The sequence below is a fragment of the Nonomuraea sp. NPDC052265 genome, assembly GCF_044547985.1.
GTDB lineage: Bacteria > Actinomycetota > Actinomycetes > Streptosporangiales > Streptosporangiaceae > Nonomuraea.
Genome location: NZ_JBIUBJ010000002.1, coordinates 469,176 through 494,321, shown reverse-complemented (window position 1 = coordinate 494,321; position 25,146 = coordinate 469,176). Strand labels below are relative to the sequence as shown.

23 protein-coding genes and 1 pseudogene are annotated in these 25,146 nt (G+C 73.1%); 12 read left to right on the top strand and 12 right to left on the bottom strand.

The genetic code is table 11. The features are described 5' to 3' along the window. Positions 1–300: 300 nt before the first annotated feature. Positions 301–672 (top strand): hypothetical protein, encoded by a 372-nt coding sequence (locus ACIHAD_RS07405; RefSeq protein ID WP_397353488.1) that lies wholly within the window; start codon positions 301–303, stop codon positions 670–672. Here the strand turns inward: ACIHAD_RS07405 and hemQ are convergent. Beyond that, positions 669–1,370 carry a hydrogen peroxide-dependent heme synthase gene (gene hemQ, locus ACIHAD_RS07400; RefSeq protein ID WP_397353487.1) on the bottom strand — a complete coding sequence of 234 codons (702 nt, stop codon included), beginning with the start codon at positions 1,368–1,370 and terminating at the stop codon, positions 669–671. The genes ACIHAD_RS07405 and hemQ overlap by 4 nt on opposite strands. 5 nt (positions 1,371–1,375) lie before the next feature. Continuing rightward, entirely contained in the window at positions 1,376–2,779 is a 1,404-nt protein-coding gene (gene hemG / locus ACIHAD_RS07395; protein WP_397353486.1) for a protoporphyrinogen oxidase, read from the bottom strand. A 108-nt stretch (positions 2,780–2,887) separates the two neighbouring features. Here hemG and ACIHAD_RS07390 point away from each other — a divergent pair, with 108 nt between their 5' ends. Then, the gene (locus tag ACIHAD_RS07390; protein ID WP_397353485.1) at positions 2,888–3,844 is read left to right on the top strand and encodes a DUF4349 domain-containing protein; all 957 of its coding nucleotides are present in this window, start codon (positions 2,888–2,890) and stop codon (positions 3,842–3,844) included. 3 nt (positions 3,845–3,847) lie between these two features. On the opposite strand, the gene hemE is transcribed toward ACIHAD_RS07390, so the two are convergent. Next, positions 3,848–4,870 carry a uroporphyrinogen decarboxylase gene (gene hemE / locus ACIHAD_RS07385; protein WP_397353484.1) on the bottom strand — a complete coding sequence of 341 codons (1,023 nt, stop codon included), beginning with the start codon at positions 4,868–4,870 and terminating at the stop codon, positions 3,848–3,850. A gap of 598 nt (positions 4,871–5,468) precedes the next feature. Between hemE and ACIHAD_RS07380 the strand changes: the two genes are divergently transcribed. The 5 genes from ACIHAD_RS07380 to ACIHAD_RS07360 all read left to right on the top strand — a co-directional run bounded on the left by ACIHAD_RS07380 (position 5,469) and on the right by ACIHAD_RS07360 (position 10,629). After that, entirely contained in the window at positions 5,469–6,065 is a 597-nt protein-coding gene (locus ACIHAD_RS07380; RefSeq protein WP_357698075.1) for a DUF3000 domain-containing protein, read from the top strand. A gap of 45 nt (positions 6,066–6,110) precedes the next feature. Beyond that, on the top strand, positions 6,111–7,337 hold the full coding sequence (locus ACIHAD_RS07375; RefSeq protein WP_397353483.1) for an HRDC domain-containing protein: 1,227 nt from the start codon (positions 6,111–6,113) through the stop codon (positions 7,335–7,337). Between the two features lie 132 nt (positions 7,338–7,469). Then, on the top strand, positions 7,470–8,615 hold the full coding sequence (locus tag ACIHAD_RS07370) for a Gfo/Idh/MocA family protein (protein WP_397353482.1): 1,146 nt from the start codon (positions 7,470–7,472) through the stop codon (positions 8,613–8,615). Next, positions 8,612–9,772 (top strand): dihydrodipicolinate synthase family protein, encoded by a 1,161-nt coding sequence (locus ACIHAD_RS07365; protein ID WP_397353481.1) that lies wholly within the window; start codon positions 8,612–8,614, stop codon positions 9,770–9,772. Before ACIHAD_RS07370 ends, ACIHAD_RS07365 begins: the two co-directional genes overlap by 4 nt. Continuing rightward, positions 9,769–10,629 (top strand): sugar phosphate isomerase/epimerase family protein, encoded by an 861-nt coding sequence (locus ACIHAD_RS07360; protein WP_397353480.1) that lies wholly within the window; start codon positions 9,769–9,771, stop codon positions 10,627–10,629. The genes ACIHAD_RS07365 and ACIHAD_RS07360 overlap by 4 nt, the downstream gene beginning before the upstream one ends. Before the next feature lie 143 nt (positions 10,630–10,772). On the opposite strand, the gene ACIHAD_RS07355 is transcribed toward ACIHAD_RS07360, so the two are convergent. From ACIHAD_RS07355 to ACIHAD_RS07320, 8 genes and pseudogenes are all read right to left on the bottom strand, one after another. Then, entirely contained in the window at positions 10,773–11,117 is a 345-nt protein-coding gene (locus ACIHAD_RS07355; RefSeq protein WP_397353479.1) for a hypothetical protein, read from the bottom strand. Between the two features lie 97 nt (positions 11,118–11,214). Further along, on the bottom strand, positions 11,215–13,785 hold the full coding sequence (locus tag ACIHAD_RS07350; RefSeq protein WP_397353478.1) for a PEP/pyruvate-binding domain-containing protein: 2,571 nt from the start codon (positions 13,783–13,785) through the stop codon (positions 11,215–11,217). 39 nt (positions 13,786–13,824) lie between these two features. Next, the gene (locus ACIHAD_RS07345) at positions 13,825–14,739 is read right to left on the bottom strand and encodes an alkaline phosphatase family protein (RefSeq protein WP_397353477.1); all 915 of its coding nucleotides are present in this window, start codon (positions 14,737–14,739) and stop codon (positions 13,825–13,827) included. 8 nt (positions 14,740–14,747) lie between these two features. Further along, positions 14,748–15,521, bottom strand: a complete 774-nt coding sequence (locus ACIHAD_RS07340) for a sugar phosphate isomerase/epimerase family protein (RefSeq protein ID WP_397353476.1) — start codon at positions 15,519–15,521, stop codon at positions 14,748–14,750. Beyond that, positions 15,518–16,519 carry a LacI family DNA-binding transcriptional regulator gene (locus ACIHAD_RS07335; RefSeq protein ID WP_397353475.1) on the bottom strand — a complete coding sequence of 334 codons (1,002 nt, stop codon included), beginning with the start codon at positions 16,517–16,519 and terminating at the stop codon, positions 15,518–15,520. Before ACIHAD_RS07335 ends, ACIHAD_RS07340 begins: the two co-directional genes overlap by 4 nt. Positions 16,520–16,642: 123 nt before the next feature. Continuing rightward, the gene (locus ACIHAD_RS07330; protein ID WP_397353474.1) at positions 16,643–17,755 is read right to left on the bottom strand and encodes a hypothetical protein; all 1,113 of its coding nucleotides are present in this window, start codon (positions 17,753–17,755) and stop codon (positions 16,643–16,645) included. Positions 17,756–17,912: 157 nt separating this feature from the next. After that, positions 17,913–18,107, bottom strand: coding sequence for a hypothetical protein (locus ACIHAD_RS07325; protein WP_397353871.1), 195 nt, complete (start codon positions 18,105–18,107; stop codon positions 17,913–17,915). 85 nt (positions 18,108–18,192) lie between these two features. Beyond that, positions 18,193–18,450, bottom strand: a pseudogene (locus tag ACIHAD_RS07320) (FAD-dependent monooxygenase); the annotation flags it as partial. A 132-nt stretch (positions 18,451–18,582) separates the two neighbouring features. On the opposite strand from ACIHAD_RS07320, the gene ACIHAD_RS07315 reads away from it, so the two are divergent. Next, positions 18,583–18,876, top strand: a complete 294-nt coding sequence (locus ACIHAD_RS07315; protein ID WP_397353473.1) for an ArsR/SmtB family transcription factor — start codon at positions 18,583–18,585, stop codon at positions 18,874–18,876. A gap of 10 nt (positions 18,877–18,886) precedes the next feature. Here the strand turns inward: ACIHAD_RS07315 and ACIHAD_RS07310 are convergent, their stop codons facing one another. Further along, complete coding sequence (locus ACIHAD_RS07310) at positions 18,887–20,257, bottom strand: LCP family protein (protein WP_397353472.1); 1,371 nt, start codon at positions 20,255–20,257, stop codon at positions 18,887–18,889. 332 nt (positions 20,258–20,589) lie between these two features. Here ACIHAD_RS07310 and ACIHAD_RS07305 point away from each other — a divergent pair, with 332 nt between their 5' ends. The 4 genes from ACIHAD_RS07305 (at position 20,590) to ACIHAD_RS07290 (ending at position 25,109) form a co-directional block, all read left to right on the top strand. After that, positions 20,590–21,318: a hypothetical protein gene (locus ACIHAD_RS07305; RefSeq protein WP_397353471.1), complete on the top strand. Its 729-nt coding sequence runs from the start codon at positions 20,590–20,592 to the stop codon at positions 21,316–21,318. Between the two features lie 62 nt (positions 21,319–21,380). Next, positions 21,381–22,544 carry a thiolase family protein gene (locus tag ACIHAD_RS07300; RefSeq protein ID WP_397353870.1) on the top strand — a complete coding sequence of 388 codons (1,164 nt, stop codon included), beginning with the start codon at positions 21,381–21,383 and terminating at the stop codon, positions 22,542–22,544. Beyond that, positions 22,541–24,628 carry a 3-hydroxyacyl-CoA dehydrogenase NAD-binding domain-containing protein gene (locus ACIHAD_RS07295; RefSeq protein ID WP_397353470.1) on the top strand — a complete coding sequence of 696 codons (2,088 nt, stop codon included), beginning with the start codon at positions 22,541–22,543 and terminating at the stop codon, positions 24,626–24,628. The genes ACIHAD_RS07300 and ACIHAD_RS07295 overlap by 4 nt, the downstream gene beginning before the upstream one ends. Positions 24,629–24,716: 88 nt before the next feature. Beyond that, positions 24,717–25,109 (top strand): SSI family serine proteinase inhibitor, encoded by a 393-nt coding sequence (locus ACIHAD_RS07290; RefSeq protein ID WP_397353469.1) that lies wholly within the window; start codon positions 24,717–24,719, stop codon positions 25,107–25,109. Positions 25,110–25,146 lie beyond the last annotated feature (37 nt).

The following is a 25,146-nucleotide window of genomic DNA, read 5'->3' as shown; positions in this document are numbered from 1 at the left end:
TCACCGGTCGCCCACAAGTCGATCGGTCGCTCACCGGTCGTTCGCTCACCGGGCCACTCGCCGGTCGGTCGTACACCGGGCCGTCGCTCGCCCGGCGGCTGGGCGGCCGGGGTCGCGGCGCGTGCCGCCGCGTGGCGGCCCGCCGCGCGGCGCCGTCCGGGGACCGGCCCTTCCGCAGACTGCTGCTCCACCCCGCCCTCCTCGCCCCCTCGTGGACCGTGCCACCGACGTCACGCCATCCACGGGAATTCATCCTCGATTGTGACAAAGGGGATAGATCAATGCAGGGAGATCGTCAAGTTGGCCTTGATCTTCCTCGCCGCCCACCACCACACTGCTCCCGAAGCCCAGGACGAGATCCCGAAATGTCAGAACTTGCGCAAGACGCTCGGAGACCTCGTCGCGGTCGACGACGTCAGCTTCACCATCGCCGCCGGTGAGACGTACGGCCTCCTCGGCCCCGACGACGCGGGCAAGACCACGCGCCGGGGCGGCGGCCTTGCTGCTGGCGTTCTCACTGGTCGGAGGGGGTACGGCGACGCTGCTCGGCGCGGTGGCGCGAACCTCTCCACGGTGGCCGACGTCCTGCCGCAGCTCGGCGTGCTCGCGCTCTTCGCGGTGGCGTTCCCCGCCCTGGGGTCGTGGCGGCTGCGGGCCGCCCTGACCCGCTAGGGCAGGGCCGCGACGAGCTCCTGCACCGGCTTGCGCGCGCCCGTGAAGAACGGGATCTCCACGCGGGTGTGGCGGCGGGCCTCCGCGCCGCGCAGCGTGCGCATCAGGTCGACGATGCGGTGGAGCTCGTCGGCCTCGAACGCCAGCATCCACTCGTAGTCGTTGAGCGAGAAGCAGGCCACGGTGTTGGCCCGCACGTCGGGGTAGTCGCGGGCCATCCGGCCGTGCTCGGCCAGCATCGCCCGCCGCTCGGAGTCCTCCAGCAGGTACCACTCGTAGGAGCGCACGAACGGGTAGACGCTCACGTACGCCCGCGGCTCCTCCTCGGCCAGGAAGGCCGGGATGTGGGACTTGTTGAACTCGGCCGGCCGGTGGAGCGCCATCGCCGACCAGACCGGCTTGCTGTGCCGGCCGAGGCCGGTACGGCGGAACCGGGAGTAGACGTCCTGGAGGTCCTCGGGCGTGGGCGCGTGCCACCAGAACATGTAGTCGGCGTCGGCACGGAAGCCGGCGACGTCGTAGACCCCCCTGGTCACGATGTCCTTGCCGGCCGCCTGGCCGAGCAGTTCCTCGACCTCGTCGGCCATGTTCTCCCGGTTGCCCGGGACCTGCTCGGTCACCTGGAAGACCGACCACATGGTGTAACGGATCACCTGGTTGAGATCGCGGGCCTTCAGCCGCGGCGCGCCCTCTGTCATGTCCCTCATTCTCCTTGTCGCGACAGGTGGTCCAGAATCCGGGTCGCGGCGGTGCGGGCGGTCCCGACGCAGGCCGGGACGCCGATGCCGTCGTAGGCCGCGCCGCACACGGCGAGCCCGGCGGCGCCCGAGACCGCGGCGCGCACCCTGGCCACCCGGTCGAGATGGCCCACGTTGTACTGCGGCAGCGCGCCGCCCCAGCGGGTGACCCGGGTGTCGACCGGCAGGCCGCGCACGCCCACCACGTCGGCCAGCTCGGCCGTGGCCAGCGACACCAGCTCGGCGTCGTCGCGCTGGAGCAGGTGCTCCTCGCCGATCCTGCCGACCGAGCAGCGCACGACCAGCAGGTCCTGGGCCAGGTGGGGCCACTTGACCGAGCTGAACGTCACCGCCTTGACCGGCCGGCCCTCCACCGGCGGCACCAGGTAGCCGCTGCCGCCGGGCGGCTGCGGAAGCGCGTCGATCGGGTAGGCGAGCGTGACGACGGCCATGCTGGCGTACTCGATCCGGGCCAGCTCGGCGGCGGCCTTGGGCACCTCGGCCTTGAGCAGGCGGGCGGCGGCGGCGCCGGGCGTGGCCAGGATCACCGCGTCGGCCTCGATCACCTCGGGCTGCGGCACCGGCCCGGCGACGAGCCGCCAGCCGTGCTCGGTGCGGTGGAGCTCGCGTACGGTCACGCCGGTCCTGACGTCGGCCCCGGACGCCTTGGCCACCGCCTCGGGCAGCCCGCCCAGCCCCTGGCGCAGCGTCGTGAAGACCGGCCCGCCGTTCTTGGGGGCCTCCTCGACGATGTGCCGGGCGGCGTTCAGCAGCGAGCGCTCGGCTCTGGCGACGGCCGCGACCTGCGGCATCGTCGCCTCCAGCGACAACATGTCGGAACGGCCGGCGTAGACGCCGCCGAGCAGCGGCTCGACCAGCCGCTCGACGATCTCGCCGCCCATCCGGGCCCGGATGTAGGAGGCCACGGACACGTCGGTGCGCACCAGCGTGGGCGGCAGGACCTGGTCGAGCGGCACGCGCAGCAGGCCGCCGGGCGAGACGATGCCCGACCTCGCCAGCTCGGCCAGGTCGGCGGGCACGCCCATGACGTGCCCCTTCGGCATCTGCCGCAGCGCGCCCCTGGAGTAGACGGCCGACCGCACGGTGCCGGGGAAGACCAGATCGTCCCCCAGCCCGACGGCCTTGGCCAGCTCGACGCCCTCCGGCCGCCGGGCCAGCATGGCCTCGGCCCCGGCGTCGACACTCACCCCCGCGACCTCGGAGGCGTGCAGCTTGCCGCCGAGGCGGGGGCTGCCCTCCAACACGGTCACCTTGACCTGCTCGCTCGTACCCTGACGGAGGAACCACGCGGCCGCCAGGCCGGAGATCCCACCGCCGATGACGACGACGTGCGCCCGATTCCCTTCCACGCCTCCTGACGCTACCGCCTCGGCAGACCGCCCAGCGGATCGGGGCACGTGACCGTACCGTGACGTAGGTCGCCAAACCGGGGTGATCCACCGTCCGTCATAGAGGGCATGAGGAGAATCCGGTTAGGCATCGCGCTCTCGGCCTGCGCCGCCCTGCTGCTCGCGGGCTGCGGCGCCGGCGGTGGCGAGGCCATGGTCGCTTCGGGCGGCTCGGCGGAGTCGGCCCCGCAGGGGCCGGCCGCCCCCGAGGCACAGGATCTGGCCGCGCCGAAGAAGCAGGCCGTGCAGCGGCAGAGCGGCGACAGCGCGGTCTCCGGGGTCAAGCCGGCCCAGCGGCAGCAGGACCGGCAGGTCATCTACACCGGCACCATGACCGTACGGGCCAAGCAGGTCACCTCGGCGGCCCAGCAGGCCAAGCAGCTCGTCACGGCGGCGGGCGGCTACCTGTCGAAGGAGGAGACCAACTCCGCCAGCGACACCGAGGACTCGGCCCTGCTGGAGTTCAAGATCCCGCCCGCCCGGTACGCCGACGTGACCGGCAGGCTGGGCAAGGACCTGGGCAAGCAGCTCTCGATGACCCAGGGCACCCAGGACGTCACCCTCCAGGTCGCCGACGTCGACAGCCGGCTGAAGTCGGCGCGGGAGTCGCTGGAGTCGTTGCGCACGCTGCTGAAGAAGGCCGACGACATCGGGCAGGTGCTGCAGGTGGAGCGGGAGATCAACTCCCGCGAGTCGGACCTGGAGGCGTTGCAGGCCCAGCAGAAGGAGCTGGCCACCCAGGTCGCGATGGCCACGCTGACGCTCCGGCTGGTCGGGCCGGTGGCCGTGGTCGAGGACCCGGCCGAGGAGCCGGCGGGCTTCCTCGGCGGGCTGAAGGCCGGGTGGGGGGCGCTGGTGTCGTTCACCAAGACGGCGCTGACCGTGTTCGGGGCGCTGCTGCCGTGGCTGGTCGTCATGGTGCCGCTGGTGGGCGTGGCGGTGTTCCTGGTCCGGCGCAACCGCGCGCGCCGCCCCGCTCCCCCGGCCGAGCCCAAGCCCGCCGAGCCCGGGCCGTCGGCGGCCTGACGGTCAGGCGCCGGCTTCGTGGACCAGGTCGGTCAGGCGCTTGAGCTGGTCGGGGTCGGTGGAGGGGAGCACGCCGTGGCCGAGGTTGAACACGTGACCCTCGGCCGCCGCGCCGCGCCGCAGCACCTCGCGGGCCTTGCGTTCCACGACCTCCCACGGCGCGAGCAGGATCGCCGGGTCGAGGTTGCCCTGCAGCGCCTTGCCCGGCCCGACGCGCCGGGCCGCCTCGTCGAGCGGCACCCGCCAGTCGACGCCCACGACGTCGGCCCCGGCCTCGCCGAGGACGCCGAGCAGCTCGCCGGTGCCCACGCCGAAGTGGATGCGGGGCACGCCCGCGACGCCCTCGAAGATGCGCCGGGTGTGGGGCAGGATGAACTCGCGGTAGTCCTCCGGGGCCACCGCGCCCACCCACGAGTCGAAGAGCTGGATCGCCGAGGCGCCGGCCGCGATCTGGATGCGCAGGTGCTCCAGCACGATGTCGGTCAGGCGCTCCATGAGGGAGTGCCACAGGGCCGGCCGGCCGTACATCATGGCCTTGGTGCGGTCGTGGTTCTTCGACGGGCCGCCCTCGATCAGGTAGGACCCGAGGGTGAAGGGCGCGCCGGCGAAGCCGATCAGCGGGGTGCCGGCCAGCTCGCCGACCAGGGCCGAGATGGCCTCCGTCACGTAGGGCACGTCGCCTGGCTCCAGCGGGCGCAGGGCCTCCACGCCCCGCGCGTCGCGGATCGGGTCGGCGACGACCGGGCCGACGCCCGGCTTGATGTCGAGGTCGACGCCGATGGCCTTGAGCGGGACGACGATGTCGCTGAAGAAGATGGCCGCGTCGACGCCGTAGCGGCGCACCGGCTGCATGGTGATCTCGACGATCAGGTCGGGCGTCGCGCAGGCGGTGAGCATCGGCACACCCTCGCGGACCTTCAGGTATTCGGGCAGCGAACGCCCGGCCTGCCTCATGTACCAGACCGGGGTGTGCGGGACGGGCTGCCTGCGGCAGGCGCGCAGGAAGGCTGAGTCGGCGAGATTCACCCTCCAAGGGTGCCATGGCACCCGATCGGCCAGGACATCGGCGCGGGGTGTCGGAAAAACATGCATTGGATACCCAAAATCATGATCAGATAGCCAGATGAAGGTTTACCGGTCTGCCCGGCAGCGGCGTCGCACACGGGTCGAACACACCCCATGGCCGCCCAGAGAGCCGGTCTCGACTGGACCAAATGTTCACCAACCCACCGCGCGGCATCGATTCAGCGACCACTTTCGGGACACGCCGAGCGCGTTGCGGGGAATTGTCAGCGGCTCGTGCCAACGTCGGAGCCACGACCCGAAGAAAGGCCCCGGTTCGATGACTGGTGCGATGACCGCGTTGTGGAGTTCCCCGGAGCGTCGCAGCGAGCGCTGTGCCGCCTGCGCTGGCGAGCGGCTGTTCGAGCAGCCGCCCTGCTTCGACGGGCACAGGCCGGGCGAGTGCCCGGAATGGGCCTGCGTCGAATGCGGCCACGCGATCCTGCTCGGCACGGCCGAGACCACCCGACCGGTTCGCCAGCTTGTTACGGCAGCGGCTTGATCACCAAGGATGAGCACCCCCGTGGTCCCCTTCCGTCCGTCCTCGACCTACGCTTCGGCTATGACCCTCGGTGACCAGCCACCGCCGCCCGCCGCGTTCACCCGCGCGGCGGAGAGCCTGCGGCTGTGCGAGGTCCGGCCGGAGATCGAGCTCGAGGACCTGCCCGCGCCGCAGCGGCTGGCCCCCTACTCGGCCGCCATCGGCGCCTCGGTCTACCGCGACGACGACGAGCTCGCGGTCGGCCGGCTGATCCTGCTCTACGACCCCGACGGTCAGCGCGGCTGGGAGGGCCCGTTCCGGCTGGTGGCCTACGTGCGGGCCGACATGGAGCCGGAGATCACCTCCGACCCGCTGCTCGGCCCGGTCGTGTGGAGCTGGCTGACCGAGGCCCTGGAGGCGCACGAAGCCGACTACTCCGCCGCGGGCGGTACCGTGACTAGAGCCGTGTCCGAGGGCTTCGGCAACAAGGCGGAAGACCCGGTCACGACCGAGCTTGAGCTGCGTGCGTCCTGGTCGCCCGCCGAGGAGGATCTGACCGGCCACGTCGCCGCCTGGTGCGACCTCATGTGCCTGGCGGCGGGGATCCCGCCGCTCCCGCCCGACGTGGCCGCGTTGCCGCGCCGACGTGATGATCCGGAGAGTGACCGTACGAAGTGAGGGCACCAGTCAAGACAGCACCAGCGTCATGAGGTCGGTGAGCTCATGACAGAAGAACGCATCGTAGAGCCCCTGCTCGAACCCCGCGAGGGCATCCCGCCGGTGATCGCCGACGCGCAGGGGCTGGCGCGCGTCGTCGACGCCTTCGCCGCGGGCACCGGGCCCGTGGCGGTCGACGCCGAGCGCGCCTCCGGCTACCGCTACGGCAACCGGGCCTACCTGGTCCAGCTCCGCCGGGCCGGCGCGGGCACCGCGTTGATCGACCCGGTCGGCTGCCCCGACCTGTCGGCGCTGGACACCGCGCTGACCGGCACCGAGGTCGTGCTGCACGCCGCGTCCCAGGACCTGCCGTGCCTGATGGAGGTCGGCTTCAAACCACGCGAGATCTTCGACACCGAGCTGGCCGGCCGGCTGCTCGGTTACGAACGCGTCGGGCTCGGCACGATGGTCGAGACCGTCCTCGGGCTGCGGCTGGAGAAGGGCCACTCGGCCGCCGACTGGTCCACCAGGCCGCTGCCGGAGGACTGGCTGCGCTACGCGGCCCTCGACGTCGAGGTGCTGGTCGAGCTGCGCGACATGCTCCACCAGGAGCTGACGGAGTCGGGGAAGCTGGAGTGGGCGCGCGAGGAGTTCGCGGCCGTGCTCAACACCCCGCCGCCGATGCCGCGCTCCGACCCCTGGCGGCGTACGTCGGGCATCCACAAGGTGCGCAACGTGCGCGCGCTGGCCATCGTGCGCGAGTTGTGGACCATGCGCGACACGATCGCCAGGGAGAGCGACCTGGCCCCCGGCCGGGTGCTGCCCGACGCCGCGATCGTCACCGCCGCCCTTGAGGGCCCCCGCACGAAGAAGGCGCTGACGGAGATCTCGGCCTTCACCGGCCGCAGCGCCCGCCGGTACATGAACGACTGGCTGGCCGCCGTCAACCGGGCGCGGGCGCTGCCCGACGCCCAGCTCCCCCAGCCGAGCACGCCCGGCGACGGGCCGCCCCCGCCCAACCGCTGGGCCGACCGCGACCCGGCGGCGGCCAAGCGCCTGGCGGCGGCGCGGGCCGTGGTGGCCGCGCTGGCCGAGGAGCACCGCATGCCCACGGAGAACCTGCTCCAGCCCGACGCGGTGCGCAGGCTCACCTGGGAACCCCCGTCCGAGATCACCGACGAGAGCGTGACCGCGCGGTTGCGGGCGCTCGGGGCGCGTGAGTGGCAGCTCTCGCTCACGGCCCACCTCATCACCAAGGCGCTGGCCCGGCTCGAAGGCCGGGGCGACAGCTAGCCCCCGCCGGCATGCGGGCGGAGGGCCCAGCCCTCCGCCCGCCGCGGTCGCCGTCCCACTTGACGCTCGGAAGGGGACGGCCGTACGTTTCGGGAAAGCGCTTTCCTCGCCCCGCTGCCTGAAGGGATCCTCATGAGCGTGCGCACCATCGGCGTCGTGATGAACGGCGTCACCGGACGAATGGGCTACCGCCAGCACCTCGTCCGCTCCGTGCTGGCCATCAACGAGCAGGGCGGCGTCACGCTCTCGGACGGCGAACGGGTCAGGCTGCGGCCGGTGCTGGTCGGCCGGAACGCCGACAGGATCGCCGACATCGCGAACAGGCACGGGATCCCGGACTTCACCACCGACCTGGACGCCGCCCTCGCCGACGACGGCAACCTGATCTACTTCGACGCCCAGGTCACCAGCGCCCGCGTCAAGGCCGTGCTCAAGGCCATCGAGGCGGGCAAGCACGTCTACGCCGAGAAGCCCACGGCCGAGTCGGTCGAGGAGGCGCTGGCGCTGGCCGAGGCCGCCACGGCCAAGGGCGTCAAGAACGGCGTCGTCCAGGACAAGCTGTTCCTGCCGGGCCTGCTCAAGCTGAAGCGGCTGATCGACGGCGGGTTCTTCGGCCGGATCCTGTCGGTGCGCGGCGAGTTCGGCTACTGGGTGTTCGAGGGCGACTGGCAGGAGGCGCAGCGCCCGTCCTGGAACTACCGGGCCCAGGACGGCGGCGGCATCGTGCTCGACATGTTCCCGCACTGGCACTACGTGATGGAGAACCTGTTCGGCCGGGTCCGGTCGGTCTACGCCAAGGCCGTCACGCACGTCCCGTCCCGGGTGGACGAGCAGGGCCGGCCGTACGAGGCCACCGCGGACGACGCCGCGTACGGCATCTTCGAGCTCGAAGGGGACGTGATCGCGCAGATCAACTCCTCCTGGACGGTCCGCGTGAACCGGGACGAGCTGGTCGAGTTCCAGGTGGACGGCACGCACGGCAGCGCCGTCGCGGGCCTGCGCAACTGCCGCTTCCAGCACCGGGCCGCCACCCCCAAGCCGGTCTGGAACCCCGACCTGCCCGCCACGGCCCGCTTCCGCGAGGACTGGCAGGAGGTGCCGGACAACGCCGAGTTCGACAACGGGTTCAAGGTCCAGTGGGCGGCTTTCGTCCGGCACGTGCTGGAGGACGCGCCCTTCCCCAACGACTTCGCCTCAGGCGCGCGCGGCGTACAGCTCGCCGAGCTGGGCCTGCGCTCGAACGCCGAGGGCCGCAGGATCGAGGTGCCGCAGCTGTGAGGATCGACCTGCCGGGCGGCGCGTACGAGCTGCGCGAGCCGGTGACCTGGCCGGTGTCGGCCGCCCCGGCCACGAGCCGGGTGGTCTACGCGGCCGCGCACGTGGTCGCCGACCCGCTCGGCGACAACACGCCCGGCTCCCCCGCCGCCGTGGACTGGGACGCCACGCTGCGCTTCCGCCGCCACCTGTGGTCGCACGGCCTGCGGGTGGCCGACGCCATGGACACCGCCCAGCGCAACATGGGCCTGGACTGGGCGGCGACCAAGGAGCTGATCCGGCTCAGCGCCCAGGAGGCGCAGCCCTTCGGCGACCCGGCGGCGCTGGTGGCCTGCGGCGCGGGCACCGACCACGCGCCCGGCGCCGCCGACCTGCACACGATCACCGCCGCGTACGCCGAGCAGGTCGAGACCGTCCAGGCGGCCGGCGCGGGCGTGATCGTCATGGCCTCCCGGCAGCTCGCCAGGGTGGCCGCGGGGCCGCGGGACTACCACCAGGTGTACGGCAAGGTCCTCGGCCTGGCCGACCGCCCGGTCATCCTGCACTGGCTGGGCGAGATGTTCGACCCGCAGCTCGCCGGTTACTGGGGCGCGCGCGACGTGGACGCCGCGACGGAGTCGTTCCTGGAGCTGGTCCACGCCCACGCCGCCGTGGTGGACGGCGTGAAGGTGTCGCTGCTGGACGAGAAGCACGAGGTACGGCTGCGCGCCGCGCTCCCCGAGGGCGTCCGGCTCTACACCGGTGACGACTTCAACTACCCCTCCCTCATCCGGTCGGGCTCGCACGCGCTGCTCGGCATCTTCGACGCGATCGCCCCGGCCGCCGCCGCGGCCCTGCGCGAGCTGGACGCGGCCAAGGCAGCCGGCGGCGAGCAGGCGGCCCACCACTTGGCCCGCTACGACGAGATCCTGGCCCCGACGGTCGCCCTGTCACGGAAGATCTTCGAGGCGCCGACGTACCACTACAAGACCGGCATCGTCTTCCTGGCCTGGCTGAACGGCCACCAGGACGCGTTCGCCATGGTGAACGGCGCCCAGTCGGCGCGCTCGCTGCGCCACCTGTCGGAGGTGTTCCGGCTGGCCGACCGGGCCGGGCTGCTGGCCGACCAGGAGCTGGCCGTGCGCAGGATGACGGCGCTGCTGGCGGTGAACGGCCTGTGAGCCTGTCGCTGAACCAGTGGACGACCAGGCGCTGGTCGGTCGCCGAGGCGGTGGACGGCTGCGCGCGGCACGGCCTGGAGGCGATCGGGCTGTGGCGCGAGAAGGTGGCCGAGGAGGGGCTGGCACGCAGCGTCAAGCTGGTGCGGGAGGCCGGGCTGCGGGTGTCCTCGCTGTGCCGGGGCGGCTTCCTCACGGCGGGCGGGCTGCCCGGCGAGGAGGGCCGGCGCGCCTTCGACCGGGCGCTCGACGACAACCGGCGGGCCGTGGACGAGGCGGCCGAGCTGGGGGCCGCGTGCCTGGTGATGGTGGTCGGCGGGCTGCCGGGGGTGCGGCCGGGCGAGCCGCTGCCGTCCGGTTTCTCCAAGGACGTCGCCGGTGCCCGCGCGCGGGTCGCCGAGGCGCTGTCGGTGCTGGCCCCCTACGCCGGCGAGCGCGGGGTCAGGCTGGCGCTGGAGCCGCTGCATCCCGTCTACTGCCCGGACCGGGCGGTGCTGTCCACGCTGGGCCAGGCGCTCGACCTGAGCCTGCCGTACCCCGAGGAGCAGGTGGGGGTGGTGGTGGACACCTTCCACGTGTGGTGGGACCCCAGGCTGTTCGAGGACGTCGCGCGGGCCGGCCGGCGGATCGCCTCGTACCAGGTGTGCGACTACCTGCACCCGCTGCCCGCGGACGTGCTGCTCGGCCGGGGCATGATGGGCGACGGGGTGATCGACTTCGCGCCGATCACCCGGGCCGTGCTGGCGGCCGGTTACGCGGGCGACATCGAGGTGGAGATCTTCAACGCAGACGTCTGGGCGGCCGACCCGGACGAGGTGCTGGCCACGATGAAGGCCCGCTACGCCGAGCTGGTGGTCTAAAGGCGGCCGGGGTCGATCGTGCCGTCGAGGGTGAGGGCGGCTTCGAGCAGGAAGTAGTCGCCCCAGATCAGCTCGTGGGCGGTGGCCGGGCCCTTGCGCCGGTCGAGCAGCCGTCCCCCAGGCCAGCGGGTCGAAGCCGATGCTCAGGGACCGGGCGGCGGCCACGGCGGTCGTGGCGCCCGGCTCCTCGTCGCCGGCGAGCAGGCGGGGAGCGCGGCGCCGTACCAGAACAGCATGCCGCGCAGCAGGGTGGGGGCGTCGGTGCGGGACGCCAGCCGCTCGGCGACCTGGCCGGCGGCGCCGGCGTAGCGGGGCTCGCCCGTGACGACCGCGACCAGGGACAGCAGGCCGCCCCAGAAGCCGCCGCACCAGTCCCCGTCGTCGGACCAGGTCCATTCGCCCGTCACGGGGTCGGCGTAGAGGGGGAAGCGTCCTTCCGACTGCGCGAGGGTCGTGCCGACCCCGCGCACCAGCTCTGTGACCAGCATGGGACCGCCTCGTCCGGAAACGTGGTGCCCTCCCCGGTTACCTCCTGGCGGCACGGGCTTAACGGGAGGCGTCCCGCACGATCGGGTGGCGCCGCGGCTACAGGATCACCGTGCCCGCGGCTCCGTCGAGGGTGATCTTCTGGCCCGTGGTGATGCGGCGGGTGGCGCCGGGGACGCCGACGACGGCGGGGATGCCGTACTCGCGGGCCACCACGGCGCCGTGCGACATGGCGCCGCCCATCTCCATCACCAGGCCGCCGGCCGTGAGGAACAGCGGGGTCCAGCCGGGGTCGGTCGAGGGGCAGACCAGGATCTCGCCCGGCTCCAGGTGGGCGCCGGTCGGGTCGAGCACGACCCTGGCCACGCCGGTGACCGTCCCGGCCGAGGCCGCCGTGCCGGTCAGCGCCCCCTCGGGGGCGGGTCCGGCCAGGGCCTCGGGCTCGGTGCCGTCGGAGAGCATGATCCGGGGCACGTGCCTGCGGCGCGACTCCCGCTCGTACGCCGCCCGCCGCTCCCGCACGAGGTCGCGCAGGTCGCCGCCGGCCAGGGCGGACCTGGCCTCCTCCAGGCGCAGGAAGTACACGTCGCGGGCGTCGTCCAGGACGCCGGCGCCGACGAGGTGCGCGCCGACCGCGCGCATGCTGTGCCGGACGGCGGCGATGGCCCTGACCGCGTGGAACTTGGGCAGTTCGCGCAGCCCCGCGTACGCCCGGGTGCGGCCGAGCGCGAAGCGCACCACGGGCCCCCGCCACCGGCCCCTGCGCGCGGCCAGCGCGGCGACCCGGTCCACCTCCTCCTCCGCCGCCCGCGCGCCCCTGGCGAACAGCGCCGCGGGGGCGAGGTCGGAGCCGCCGTCGATGCGCAGGTAGTTGGCCAGGACGCCGAGGATGTGGGTGGGGTCGTCGGACCAGCGGGGCACGCCGAGGTCGATCTCGGCCACGCCGCGGTGCCCGTACCTGTCCAGGAACGCGGCGATGCCCTGCTGGGCCCGCGGCGGCAGCTCGCCGGCCCGGTAGCGGCGGGCCAGCTCGGCCGCGGGCACGTCCCGGAACGGCTCGGGCTCGACGCGGGTGGCCAGGTCCCACAGTTCGAGGTCCATCTCGGTGGTCGGGTTGTGCGGGACGCCGCGCAGGACGTTCTGCAGGTCGCCCACCCGCGTGCCGGAGAGCCGGGCGGCCAGGCCGAGCAGGGCGTAGCCGGTGATCACGATCGGCATGATCGAGACGATGGCCGGGAACGTCCCGCCGAGCAGGCGTTCGGCGTGGTCGAGGCGCTGGGCGGGGGTGGCGCCGGGCGGCGGTTCGAGCCGTCCGTCCAGCTCCTCGCCGACGCGGGCGGCGTAGGCGAGCGCCCTGGCCGGGCTCAGCAGCGCGTCGCGGACGCGCGCCGGCGCGTGGACGCGACGGGCGAAGCGGCGCAGGCCGCGCAGGAACGGGCGGCGCGAGGTCTGGACCACCGACAGCCGCGGGTCGTGGACCAGCTCCCGGACGACGGCCGCGGCCCGCGCCTCCCCCAGGGGCATCAGGCGCGTCAGGACGGCCCGGCCCGCGCGGCTGCGCAGCGGTGTGGTCAGGTCGATCCACAGGCGCTGCCCCGCCTCCGACAGGAACGCGGGCCCGTCGAGCCGGTCGGCGGGCACGTGCCGGAACAGGCCCGCCGCGCCCGAGCCGACCAGGTTGAACGCCGACACCCCCATCGGCGTGAACGGCCCCATCACGCCCTGGACGACGTTGAGCGACAGGTGCACCCGCAGGCCGGGACCGGCCGGCTCGGGCAGCGGATAGAGCGTGGTGATCGGCCTGGCCTGGGTGAGCCAGAGCGTGCCGTCCTCGTCGATGGCCCATTCGGTGTCCTGGGGCGCGCCGTAGTGCTCCTCGACGCGCGCGCCGAGGGCGGCCAGGTCGAGCACCTGCGCGTCGGTCAGGCACAGCCCGCCGGGGGCGGTCTCGACGCGTTCGACGCCGCCGCCGGGCAGCGGCCGGACGGCCAGCCTCTTGTCTCCCGCGTGCCGTTCCAGCACCTCGCCGCCGAAGACGACGAAGCGGTCGGGGTTGACCGCGCCGGAGACGACCGCCTCCCCGAGGCCGGGGCTCGCGTCGAGGACGGTCCGGCGCCGCCTGCCGGTCACCGGGTCGGCGGTGAACATCACCCCGGCCACCCGCGCGTCCACCATCACCTGGACGACCACCGCGAGCCGGACGGCGGCGTGGTCGACGCCGTTGGACTCCCGGTAGGCCACGGCCCGGTCGGTCCACAGCGAGGCCCAGCAGCGGCGTACGGCGTCGAGCACCGCCTCGGCGCCCACCACGTTGAGAAAGGTGTCCTGCTGGCCGGCGAAGCTGGCGAACGGCAGGTCCTCCGCCGTGGCCGAGGAGCGCACCGCCACCGGGACGTCCGCGCCGAGCCGCGCGTAGGACGTCACGACCGCCTCGCGGACCGCGCCGGGCACCGGGGCCTGGAGCAGGTGCCGCCTGGCCCGCCCGGCGAGCCCGTCGCCCGGGGTGAGGTCGAGCCCGGCGGCGACCTGGCGGTAGGCGTCGGTGGTGAGGACCCAGCCAGTGGGGACGGGCAGGCCGGCCCGGGTCAGCTCGCCGAGGTTGGCGGCCTTTCCGCCCACGTCGGCGAGCATCGTGGCGTCGATCTCGGAGAAGTCACGTGTGGTCCTCATCAGGAAGGCACCCCTTCTCCAGAGTTTGCCACAAATTCATCAACTGTTGAACAGCGGTGTCCCGTCCAGTTCCCAGGCCGGGTCGAGCGGCACGCCGAGCAGGGCCAGGGCGGTCGGGCCGACGTCCACGAGGCGGGGCCCGGCGAGCGCACGGCCGCCCAGGTCCGCGCCCAGCCGGTTGGCGATCACGAACACCGTGCGCTCCTCCGGCGATGTGCCGCCGTGGCCGCCCTCGTCCACGTGGCCGTGGTCGGTGGTGACCAGGACGGTCCAGCTCTCCCCCGGACGGGCGCGGACGGCGTCCAGGAGGCGGCCGAGGTAGGCGTCCTGGGCGTGCAGGGCGGCGGCGTACTCGGGGCAGTGGGGGCCGAGGGCGTGGGCCACCTCGTCGGTGTCGCCGAGGTAGACGAAGGCGAGGTCGGGGCCGGCGTCGACGAGGTGGCGCTCGGCGGCGTCGGCGATCTGCCTGTCGGCGGCGGTCCAGGTGAGGGCGTAGCCGTCCAGGACCATGCGGTGGTCGATGGCGGGGCCGAACGCGTTGTGCTCGCCCAGGGCGGCCCAGGAGAGGAAGGCGGCGGTGGTGAGGTCGGGACGGGCATCCTTCGCACGACTCAAAAAGTCCGGAAATTTCGTGAACTGGGGGCTGGTGAAGCTGTTGTCCACGACGCCGTGTTTGTCGGGCCAGGTGCCCGTGGCGATGGACGACCAGCCGGGGCCCGAGTCCGTCCGCGACCTGATCACGCGGCCCGTCGCGGGCGGCTCCGGCGCCTTGGGCACGACCTCGCCGGGCGACTCCGTCCTGGGGGCCGCCGCCTCGCCGTACGGGAGCCGGCTGGTGCCGTACGCGCCGGAGGCCATCAAGGACGACAGGACCGGCGGGGCGAGGGCGACGAGCCGGTCGAAGCGCAGGCCGTCCATGCCGACCACGAGGACTTTGTTCTTGTTAAGGGGCATTCCCCTATCTAAGCGGTGAACCGCCGCACCCAGGTGGCCGCGCCCGGCAGGATCTCCTCGACCGGCGTCACCTGCGGGTACCAGGTGCGCTCCCACTCCAGCGAGACCCACCCGGCGTACCCGGCCGCGCGCAGCAGCTCGCCGGCCTCGTCCAGCGGGACCGAGCCCGTCCCCATCGGGACCGGGGTGGTGTCCTCGGCCGAGACGGCGTCCTTGACCTGGACGTAGGCGAGCGAGGGGCCGAGCGCGGCGAGCGTGGCGGCCGGGGGCTCGCCGTTCCGCCAGGGGTGCAGCAGGTCCCACAGCGCGCCGGTGGACTCCGGGCAGCCCGCCTCGGCCAGCAGCCCGGCCACGGCCGCGCCGGTGGGCATCTTGTCGTGCGTCTCGACCAGGACGCGTACGCCGAGGGCGGCGGCCGTACCGGCGACGGACCTCAGCCTGCGGGCGCCGACCGCCGGATCGTCGCCGCGCGGGAACACCCGCACGCCCGGCGCGCCCAGGTCGGCGGCGAGCCGCAGGTCGGCGAGAAGCGCCTCGGCGACCGGCTCGTCCGGACCCGGCTCACAGATGCCGACATATCCGGCCAGGGCGGCGATCTCCAGCCCCGCCCGCCCCACCCGCTCCCGCACCTCGCGCCGCTCCCGTGCGGTGAGCCCGGCATGGACGCCGGTGTCCGGATGCAGCCGAAGCTCAAGCCCCTGACAGCCGTGCGCGGCGGCGATCTCGACCGCCCGCTCCAGCCCCTCCCCCGGCATCCCCAGGGTGCTGACCGCCAGCCTCACGCGATCCTCCTGACGCTCTCCCGCAGCACGACCTCGCCCGTGACGTGCTCCACCACGGGCGCGGCGGTGGCGTCCTCGCCGCGGAGCGCGAGCTCCAGGGCCCGCGCCCCCATGTCCTTCAGCGGCAGCCGCACGGTCGTCAGCGCGGGCACATGATCACGCAGCGTGACGATGTCGTCGAACCCGGCCACCGAGACGTCCTCCGGCACCCGGATCCCGCGCTCCCGGCAGGCGGCCAGCGCCCCCACGGCCATCACGTCGTTGACCGCGAACACGCAGGTGGCGTCGCCGATCTCGGTCGCGGCCCGGTAGCCGCCGTCGCGGTCGAACGCCCCGTGGACCACGACGGGCCCGGGCAGCCCCAGCTCCCGCAGCGCCTCGGCGAACCCCTCGCACCGGTCGGCGGCGGTCACCAGGTGTGGCGGCCCGGCCAGCACGGCGAAGCGGGTGTGGCCGAGCCCGGCCAGCGCGCGGGCCAGGGCCGCGGCCCCGGCCCGGTTGGCGGGCGCGACGGTGTCCACGCCGAGCAGGTCCTGCCCCACGCACGCGGCCCGCCCGCCGCCCTCCCGGTACCGGGCCAGCTCCTCGCGCAGCCGCCCGGTCACGACGGGGTCGGCGACCCGCGAGCCGGCCAGCAGGACGGCGCGCACGCGCTGGGCGTTCATGGTGGCGACGTAGGCGATCTCCTGCTCGGGGTCGCGGTGGGTGGTGCCCACCATGACCAGCAGGCCCTCGGTGGCGGCGGCCCGCATCGCGCCGTCTGCCAGCGCCGCGAAGTAGGGGTCGGTCAGGTCGTGGACGACGATGCCGATGACGTTGCTCGCCCCCCGGGCCAGCGTCTGGGCGGCGATGTTCGCGCGGTAGCCGAGCTCGTCGGCGGCCCGCTCGACGCGGGCCCGCAGGGTCGCGCCCACCTGGCGGGTGCTGCCGTTGAGCACCCGCGAGGCGGTGGCGAGGGAGACGCCCGCCTGTTTGGCGACGTCCTCAAGCGTGACCACGAGACCTCCCGGAAAGCGGTTTCCAAGTCTGCCGGACGACGACCTGGCTCCGCATCCTCGCACGCCCGGCCCCGGCGGCGACAGAACCCGCGCGCCGTGCTCAGACGGGCGGGGCCGGGCGCCTCACGCCCAGGGGAACAGGATGTCGAACAGGCCCTTCTTCTCGCTCGGCGCGGGCGCTGGCTGCTCCTGCTGGGTGGGGGGCGGCGCCTGCGTGGGGGCGCTGGTCTCCTGCCGCTCCGGCTTCTTGGTGGCGGGCGCCTCGGCCGCGTCCTCGGGGGCGCCGTCGGAGGTCTCGTTCATGCCGCCGCGCGTGCCGTGGGTGACCTCGTCGTCGGGCGTGGCCGTCGGGCGGCTCTCGCGGGCGGGGGTGGTGGGCCGCGCCGAGGGTTCGCGGGTGGGACGGGGGCGGCGGGCCACGGGGGTGGGGGTTACGGTCTCGGACACGGTCGGCTCGGCGGTGTCCGTAACCTCGGGCTCGGGGGTGGCCGCCTCGGTCTCCTCCGGGAGCGCGGTCTGCGGCGGGGCACTGACCTCGCTCGCGCCCGCGCAGCGGGCGACCTCACAGGGGTCGTCGGAGGAGGTGCCGGTGAGCAGCCAGCCCGCCCCGGCACCGACCAGCACCACCGCGACGGCCGCCAGCACCAGCACCCTGGTACGCCGGCGCACCTCCCGCTCGCCACGGCGTTCGTCGGTGTCGTCGGTCCAGCCCGAGCCGAGGAAGCCGCGCTTCGTCCCGCCCGCGTCGTCGTCGCGCTCGGGCTTGAAGCCCTGGTCCAGCGGCAGGTAGGGCAGGTCGTCGTCGGTGGCGTGGTCGCCGGTGGCGGCGTCGGGCGCGTCCGCCCCGAGGACGGCGTGCGGCCCGCTCGCGCCCTCGTACGGCCCGATCAGCGTCTCGTGCGGCCCGCTCAGGGCCTCATGGGGACCGCTCAGAACCTCGTGGGGACCGCTCAGAACCTCGTGGGGACCGCTCGCCCCCCCGCCCACGACGTCGTGCGCGCCGCTGGGGCCGTCCAGCACGTCGTGCGCGCCGCTGGGGCCGTCCAGCACGTCGTGCGCGCCGCTGGGGCCGTCCAGCACGTCGTGCGGCGCGGCGGCCGAGGTCACCGGGGGTTCGACGGGCTGCGCGGCCTGGCCGGGCGTGAGGATGTAGGTCTCGTTGCCGGAGACCTGGATGGCGGGCTGCTCGTCGGTGTCCTCGGTGCTCCACCGGGGGGACAGCACATCTCCGGTCATCTCCGGATTTAACGACTTACTACCCTGCCCATCCTCGTACGGCCTGTCGTTCTCGTCGCGCGCCACGATGGACCCTCTCTAGCTCTGAATACGGACCGCGACCTTTCTTAACAGACTTGTCCGGAAATTTCACTTGTTTCCCTAAAGTTACTCTCCGTCACATTCGCCCCAGCCAGCGATTCAGCGCCGCCTCCAGCGAATGGCCCCGCGCCCCCGACGTCCAGGCCGTATACCCGTCGGGCCGCACGAGCAGCGCCTCGGCGTCGTGCTCCGCGCTCCCCCGTACGACCTCCAGCCGGTCCGCCCAAGGGGCGGCCGCCGCCACCAGGTCGTCGCGCCCGGCGAGGTCCAGCAGCAGCGCCCGGCCGCCGCGCAGCAGCTCCGCGCCTGATCTCCGCCCCCAGGGCCGCCGCGCGGCGCGCGAACACCTGCTCGGCCCACGCCTGCGGGCTGCCCACGATGCTCGGCCCGCCGTCCGACACCGCCCCGAGGTCGAGCCCGAACATGCCGGAGAAGTGGAAGCGCACGCTCCCGTACGTGGTACGACCCACCGCCTCCAGCAGCCCGCGCCGGTCGAGGCTCTGGGCCGCGCCCGCGTGCAGCGTCCCGGCCTTGGACTGGCCGCTCGGCACGGGGAGCCGTTCGAGCACCAGCGGCCGCACCCCCTGAAGGCCCAGCTCGGCGGCGAGCAACATGCCCACGGGCCCGCCACCCACCACGACGACATCGAACACCGCACCCTCCCCGTGACCAGATGAGTACGCAATCCTCGTACATACGAACAATGCCCGTCAAATCATCGTTCGCGTTGTCCGTACAATGGCCGCATGCTGCACCCGTCGCGTGACCAGATCCAGTTGGTGGAGGTCCTCGCCGCGCTCGGCCATCCCGTACGCGCCAAGATCGTGCGCGCGCTGGCCTCGGGGGACGAGCTGTTCTGCGGCGAGGTCGTGGCCGACGTGCCGAAGTCGACGCTGACCGCCCACTGGCGGGTGCTGCGCGAGGCCGGCGTCATCCGCCAGCGCCCGGAGGGCCGCAAGCTGTTCATCCGGCTGCGCCGCGACGACCTCGACGCCCGCTTCCCCGGCCTGGTCGGCCTGCTCCTGTCCGAAGACCTTTAGGCCGCCGCCCTCACAGGCAGGGGTTCGTGGTGGAGTCGACCACCTTGTCCTTGAGCGAGCCCGGGATCGCCGACACCACGCGCACGCCCGGCCAGTCGGCCCCGATGACGAGCTGCACGATCGGCCCGTCGGGCAGCGGGGTGACCTTGGTCGCGTACGGCTTGGGGTTCACCGGGGCGACCTTGCCCGCCACCGGCGTGCGCTTGTCCTTCGACAGCCGGGCGGCCACCGCGTCCCCGTAGGCGATCCCGTTGTCGGCGTCCTTCCTCGCGTACCGGATCGACGTGGTGGCCACCGGCGCGGCGTTGCCGACCTGGACGACGGCGAAACCCTGGTCGGCCAGCTCGTCGGCCACCTGACCGGCCTTGCCCACCTCGGTCGTGCCGTTGAGCACCTGGACGCGCACCCGCTCGTTCTCGACCTTGGGCTTGGCGGCGGTCGAGGGCGCGCTCACCTCGACGTCGGAGCGCACGGCCTCGAAGAAGTTCCGGGCGTCCGGCTGCTTGAGCTGAACCCGGTTCTTGTCGGCCGGGTACGCCTCCACGGGCACGGTGATGCCCTTGAGCTCCTTGGCGGTCAGCCCCTTGACGCTGCCCGCGATCTCCAGCATCCGCGGCAGTGTGAGCTTGTCGTCCAGGGTGACGGCCTTGACCCCGGCCCTGAGGAACGCGTTGGCCTTGACGGGGTCGGTGAGCAGCCCGCCGTCGGTGATCTTGTCCAGCACCTTGGTGAGGAAGACCTGCTGGCGCTGGATCCGGCCGAGGTCGCTGCCGTCGCCGAGGGCGTAGCGGGTGCGCACGTACCCGAGGGCCTGCTCGCCGGAGACCACGTGCTTGCCCGCGCTGAGCTGGAGCTTGGCCTTGGGGTCGTTGACCGCCTTGGGCAGGCAGATCTCGATGCCGCCGATGGCGTCGACGATGCCCTTGAAGCCGGTGAAGTCCACCTTCACGATGTGGTTGATCTTGATGTTGGTGAGCGATTCGAGCGTCCGGACCGTGCAGTCGATGCCGCCGTCGTTGAAGGCGGAGTTGATCTGGCGCAGTCCGCCGGCCAGCGTCGCGCCGCTGTGGCTCTGGCACTGCGGGATCATGACCATGGTGTCCCGGGGGAAGCTGATCATGGTGGCCTTGTCCCGGTCCGGAGAGATGTGCAGCATCATGATCGTGTCGGTGCGCTCGCCGAGGCCCTGCGACTTCGCGCCGTACTTCTTGTTGTCGCCCTCACGCGAGTCCGAGCCGACGAGCAGCACGTTGAGCGCGCCGGTCTCGGGCGGCCGCGACGGCCCGGCGTTCACAGGAATGCGCGGGATCCCGTTGTCGAGGCTGAGGTAGTACGCGTACCCGCCCAGCGTGACCGCGACCAGCACGAACGTCAGCGCCATGCTCACCCACGCCAGCGGCGTGATCCGCCGCGCGCGCCCCGGAGGCCGGTCCAGGTGTCGGTGGGGGCGATGCTGCGGCCGTTCCGCCGCTCTCCGGCCCTCGCTCACGCGCCCCCCTCTACGCGCGCCCTCGACAGGACGCACCCCGCGCGCCCCTCGCAGAGCGCGGCCCCCTCTGGTGTGACGCGCAGCATACTGACATTCCGCCGTTTATACGGAATGTCGCAGATTTCACCCGATGACAGCCTCCAAGGGACGCGTCCGCCGAGGGTTCCAGCCGAACCACACGAATCCGGGGCGTCACTACGGTCCATGACGCCATCATGACGTCCATGCTTCTGACCGAGATGGCGCCCCCTCCAGGCGCCGAGGCGCTGGCCGGGCTGCGCGCCGCGGCCCGAACCGCCCGCCGGGCCGTCTTCGTCGCGCTCACCGGCTCGATCGCGCTGCTGGCCACGGCCCAGATACTCGCCGACCGGGCGCCGACCAGAGAGCAGACGTTACCGCTCGCCGTGCTGTCGCTGGCGGCGTACGCGATCGCGCTGCCCGTCCTGGTGGCCACCCAGCTCGTCTGGAGCGCGCGGGCGCGCGTGGTGCGCCGTCGCGAGCGCGAGCTGTTCGCCGTGCCGCCTTCGGCCCGGCGGCGTCCGCTGAGCCGGCTCGCCGTCGCGTGCGGCTGGGCGGTGCTGCTGCTGCTCGGCGGCACCTCTCCCGGCCAGTTCAGGGCGGCCGCCCTGTACGCCTTCGCCGACGCCCTGAGCTGGGCCGTCGAGGCCGCCCTGGTGATCGGCCTGGCCGCCGGGGTGTCGTTCCTCATCTGGTGGGCACGGGACGCCCTGGGGATAGTGGCGCGTGCCGGTCGTCCGGGAGGATCACCTGGCGATCCGTGGGATCCCGGCCGGGGCGCGCGTCCACGAGGGGGCGCGGCGCTCTGGACGGGCGCGGCCGTGGCGGTCGCCGCCCTGCTCGGAGCCCGCGCTCACCTCTGGGAGCCGCCCATGCCGATCATTTACGCGCTGCTGACCGCCGCCCTCGTCTGCGGAGTAGTTACCGACGAGTAGCATAGGCCGCGGAACCCCATCCAAGAACGAGGAGCGAATCCGTGCCTTCCTCTCGTGACGTCGTGTTCGTCGACGGCGTACGCACGCCCTTCGGCAGGTCAGGGCCGAAGGGACTGTACGCGGAGACCCGCGCCGACGACATGGTCGTCCGCGTCATCCGCGAGCTCGTCCGGCGCAACCCCGGTCTGCCTCCCGAGCGCGTGGACGAGGTGGCCATCGCCGCGACGACCCAGATCGGCGACCAGGGCCTGACCATCGGCCGTTCGGCGGCGGTGCTGGCCGGTCTGCCCAAGAGCGTGCCCGGCTACGCGATCGACCGCATGTGCGCGGGCGCCATGACCGCGGTCACCACGGTCGCGGGCGGCATCGCCTTCGGCGCGTACGACGTGGCCATCGCCGGCGGCGTCGAGCACATGGGCCGCCACCCCATGGGCGAGGGCGTGGACCCCAACCCGCGTTTCCTGTCGGAGAAGCTGGTCGACCCGAGCGCGCTGGTCATGGGCATGACCGCCGAGAACCTGCACGACCGCTACCCGTCGATCTCCAAGGAGCGCGCCGACGCCTACGCGGTGCTCTCGCAGGAGAAGGCGGCCAAGGCGTACGCCGACGGCAAGATCCAGCCCGACCTCGTCCCCACCGCGATCAGGACGGCCGAGAAGGGCTGGGGCCTGGCCGCCGAGGACGAGGCGCCGCGCCCCGGCACCACGATGGAGGCGCTGGGCGCGCTCAAGACGCCCTTCCGCCCGCACGGCAACGTCACCGCGGGCAACTCCTCCGGCATCAACGACGGCGCCACCGGCTGCATCATGGCCGCCCGTGACGTCGCCGGCGAGCTGGGCCTGACGCCGAAGATGCGCCTGGTCTCCTACGCGTTCGCGGGCGTGGACCCCGAGGTGATGGGCGTGGGCCCGATCCCGTCCACCGAGCGGGCGCTGCGCCTGGCCGGGCTGTCCATCGGCGACATCGGCCTGTTCGAGATCAACGAGGCGTTCGCCGTCCAGGTGCTGGCCTTCCTGGAGCACTTCGGCATCGCCGACGACGACCAGCGCGTCAACCCGTACGGCGGCGCGATCGCCTTCGGCCACCCGCTGGCCTCCTCGGGCGTACGGCTCATGACGCAGCTCGCCCGCCAGTTCGGCGAGCGGCCCGACGTGCGGTACGGCATCACCACCATGTGCGTCGGCATGGGCATGGGCGGCACTGTGATCTGGGAGAACCTGGCATGAGCGACATCGAGACCTGGCGCGCGCTGCTGAGCGGGCGCAACACCGACGAGGTCGTCACCAAGGCCCTGGTGCGCGACGTGCCGCTGCCCGGCGGGGCGGGCACGATGGCCCTGATCACGCTGGACAACGGCTTCGACCACACCAAGCCCAACACCTTCGGCCCGCACGGCCTGTTCGCGCTGGAGGAGGCCCTGTCGCAGATCGCCGCGCGCACCGACCTGGCCGCCGTGGGCGTCACGGGCAAGCCGTTCATCTTCGCCGTCGGCGCCGACCTCAAGGGCGCGGCGGCCGTGGCCTCGCGCGAGGAGGCCCAGGCCATCGGCGCGCTGGGCCACCACGTCTTCCGCAGGCTGGGCGAGCTGCCGATCCCGACGTTCGCGTTCGTGAACGGCGCGGCCATGGGCGGCGGCCTGGAGATCGCGCTGCACTGCGCGTACCGGACGATCTCCTCCGGCGTGCCCGCGGTGGCGCTGCCCGAGTGCTCCCTCGGCCTGGTGCCGGGCTGGGGCGGCACGCAGCTCCTCCCCCGCCTGATCGGCCCGGCGAACGCGATCAAGCTGATCATCGAGAACCCGCTGTCGCAGAACCGCATGATCAAGGGCGGCGACGCGTACAAGCTGGGCGTCGCGGACGCGATGTTCGAGCCGGCCGACTTCCTGGAGGAGTCGCTGCGCTGGGCCGCCCGCGTGGTCAAGGGCGAGGTCACCGTCGAGCGGCAGGAGCACGACGGCTGGGACAAGGCCGTCGCCGACGCGCGCTTCCTGGTGGACATGAAGCTGCGCGGCGCCTCCCCCGCCCCCTACCGGGCGCTCGACCTGATCGCGCTGGCCGCGACCGCCACGCGCGACGAGGGCTTCGCCGCCGAGACCGAGGCGCTGGCCGACCTGCTGACGGGCGACGAGCTGCGGGCCGGGCTCTACTCCTTCGACCTGGTCCAGCGCCGCGCCAAGCGGCCCGCGGGCGCGCCGGACAGGTCGCTGGCCCGCAAGGTCACCAAGGTCGGCGTCGTGGGCGCCGGGCTGATGGCCTCGCAGATGGCGCTGCTGTTCGCCCGCCGCCTGGAGGTCCCGGTCGTCCTGACCGACCTCGACCAGTCCCGCCTGGACAAGGGCGTCGGGTACGTCCACGCCGAGGTCGACAAGCTGCTGGGCAAGGGCCGCGTCTCGGGCGACCAGGCCAACCGGCTCAGGTCCCTGGTCACCGGCTCGCTGACCAAGGACGCCTTCGCCGACGCCGACTTCGTGATCGAGGCCGTCTTCGAGGACATGGCGGTCAAGAAGCAGGTGTTCGCCGAGGTCGAGGCCGTGGTCTCGGCCGAGTGCGTGCTCGCCACCAACACCTCCTCGCTCTCGCTCACCGAGATGGGCGCCGGGCTGGCCCACCCCGAGCGGCTGGTCGGGTTCCACTTCTTCAACCCCGTCGCCGTGATGCCGCTGCTGGAGATCATCAGGGGCGCCTCGACCGACGACGCCACGCTGGCCACGGCGTTCGCGGTCGGCAAGTCGCTGAAGAAGTCGTCCGTGCTGGTCAAGGACGCTCCGGCGTTCGTGGTCAACCGGCTGCTGACCTGCTTCATGGGCGAGGTCGTGGCCGCCGTGGACGAGGGCACGCCGCTGGAGGTCGCCGAGCATGCGCTCGACGGGCTCGGGCTGCCCATGACGCCGTTCGCGCTGCTGCAGCTCGTCGGCCCGGCCGTCGGCCTGCACGTGGCCGAGACGCTGCACGCGGCCTTCCCCGAGCGCTTCGGCGTCTCGGAGAACATGGCCAAGCTGGTCGCCTCGGGCAAGCCCGGCGTCTACCGTCCGGACTTCTCGCTCGACCCGGAGGCGGTGGCCCTGTTCGCCGGCGGCACGTCGCCGTCCACGGCCGTGCAGGTCCGCGAGCGCGTGCTCGGGGCGCTGGCCCGGGAGATCCGGATCATGCTGGACGAGGGCGTCGTCGCCGGGCCGCAGGACATCGACCTGTGCATGATCCTGGGCGCCGGCTGGCCGTTCCATCTGGGTGGCATCACGCCTTATCTGGACAGGTCGGGGATCGCCCAGCCTCGGTTCCTTCCGCCCGGTGTGGCTTCGCTGCCCGCGTGATTTTACGGAGGCCCGCCCGGCGGGTCTCCGTACGTCATGGCCGTCTTCGCCGTAGCGTACTGTGCCGTCCTACGAACGGAGAGTAACCATGATGCGAGCAGTCGGCACGATCGCTCTGTGCGGAGCCCTCGTGCTGGGCGCGTCGTCGCCCTCCCTGGCGGCGCCGCGTACCCCCAAGGTCGTCCTCAAGGTCACCGTCGCGGTGAAGAACGGTCCCACCAAGGGCGCCTGGCTCAACTGCAGCCCCGACGGCGGCACCCACCCCTCCGCCCACGCGGCCTGCCAGCTCCTGCGTAAGGTGAACGGCGACCCGGCCAAGATCAACGTCTCGCCGAAGGCGGCCGCGGCCTGCGGCAAGGAGGTGGAGCCGCGTGCCGTCATGATCCTCGGCAAGTGGTACGACAAGACCGTCAAGTGGGGCAAGGTCTACACCAACGCCTGCACGATGAAGGCGGGCCTCGGAACGCTCCTGGCGATCTGAGCGAGCAGGGGGGTGGGCGGCCGGCCCATCCCCCGCC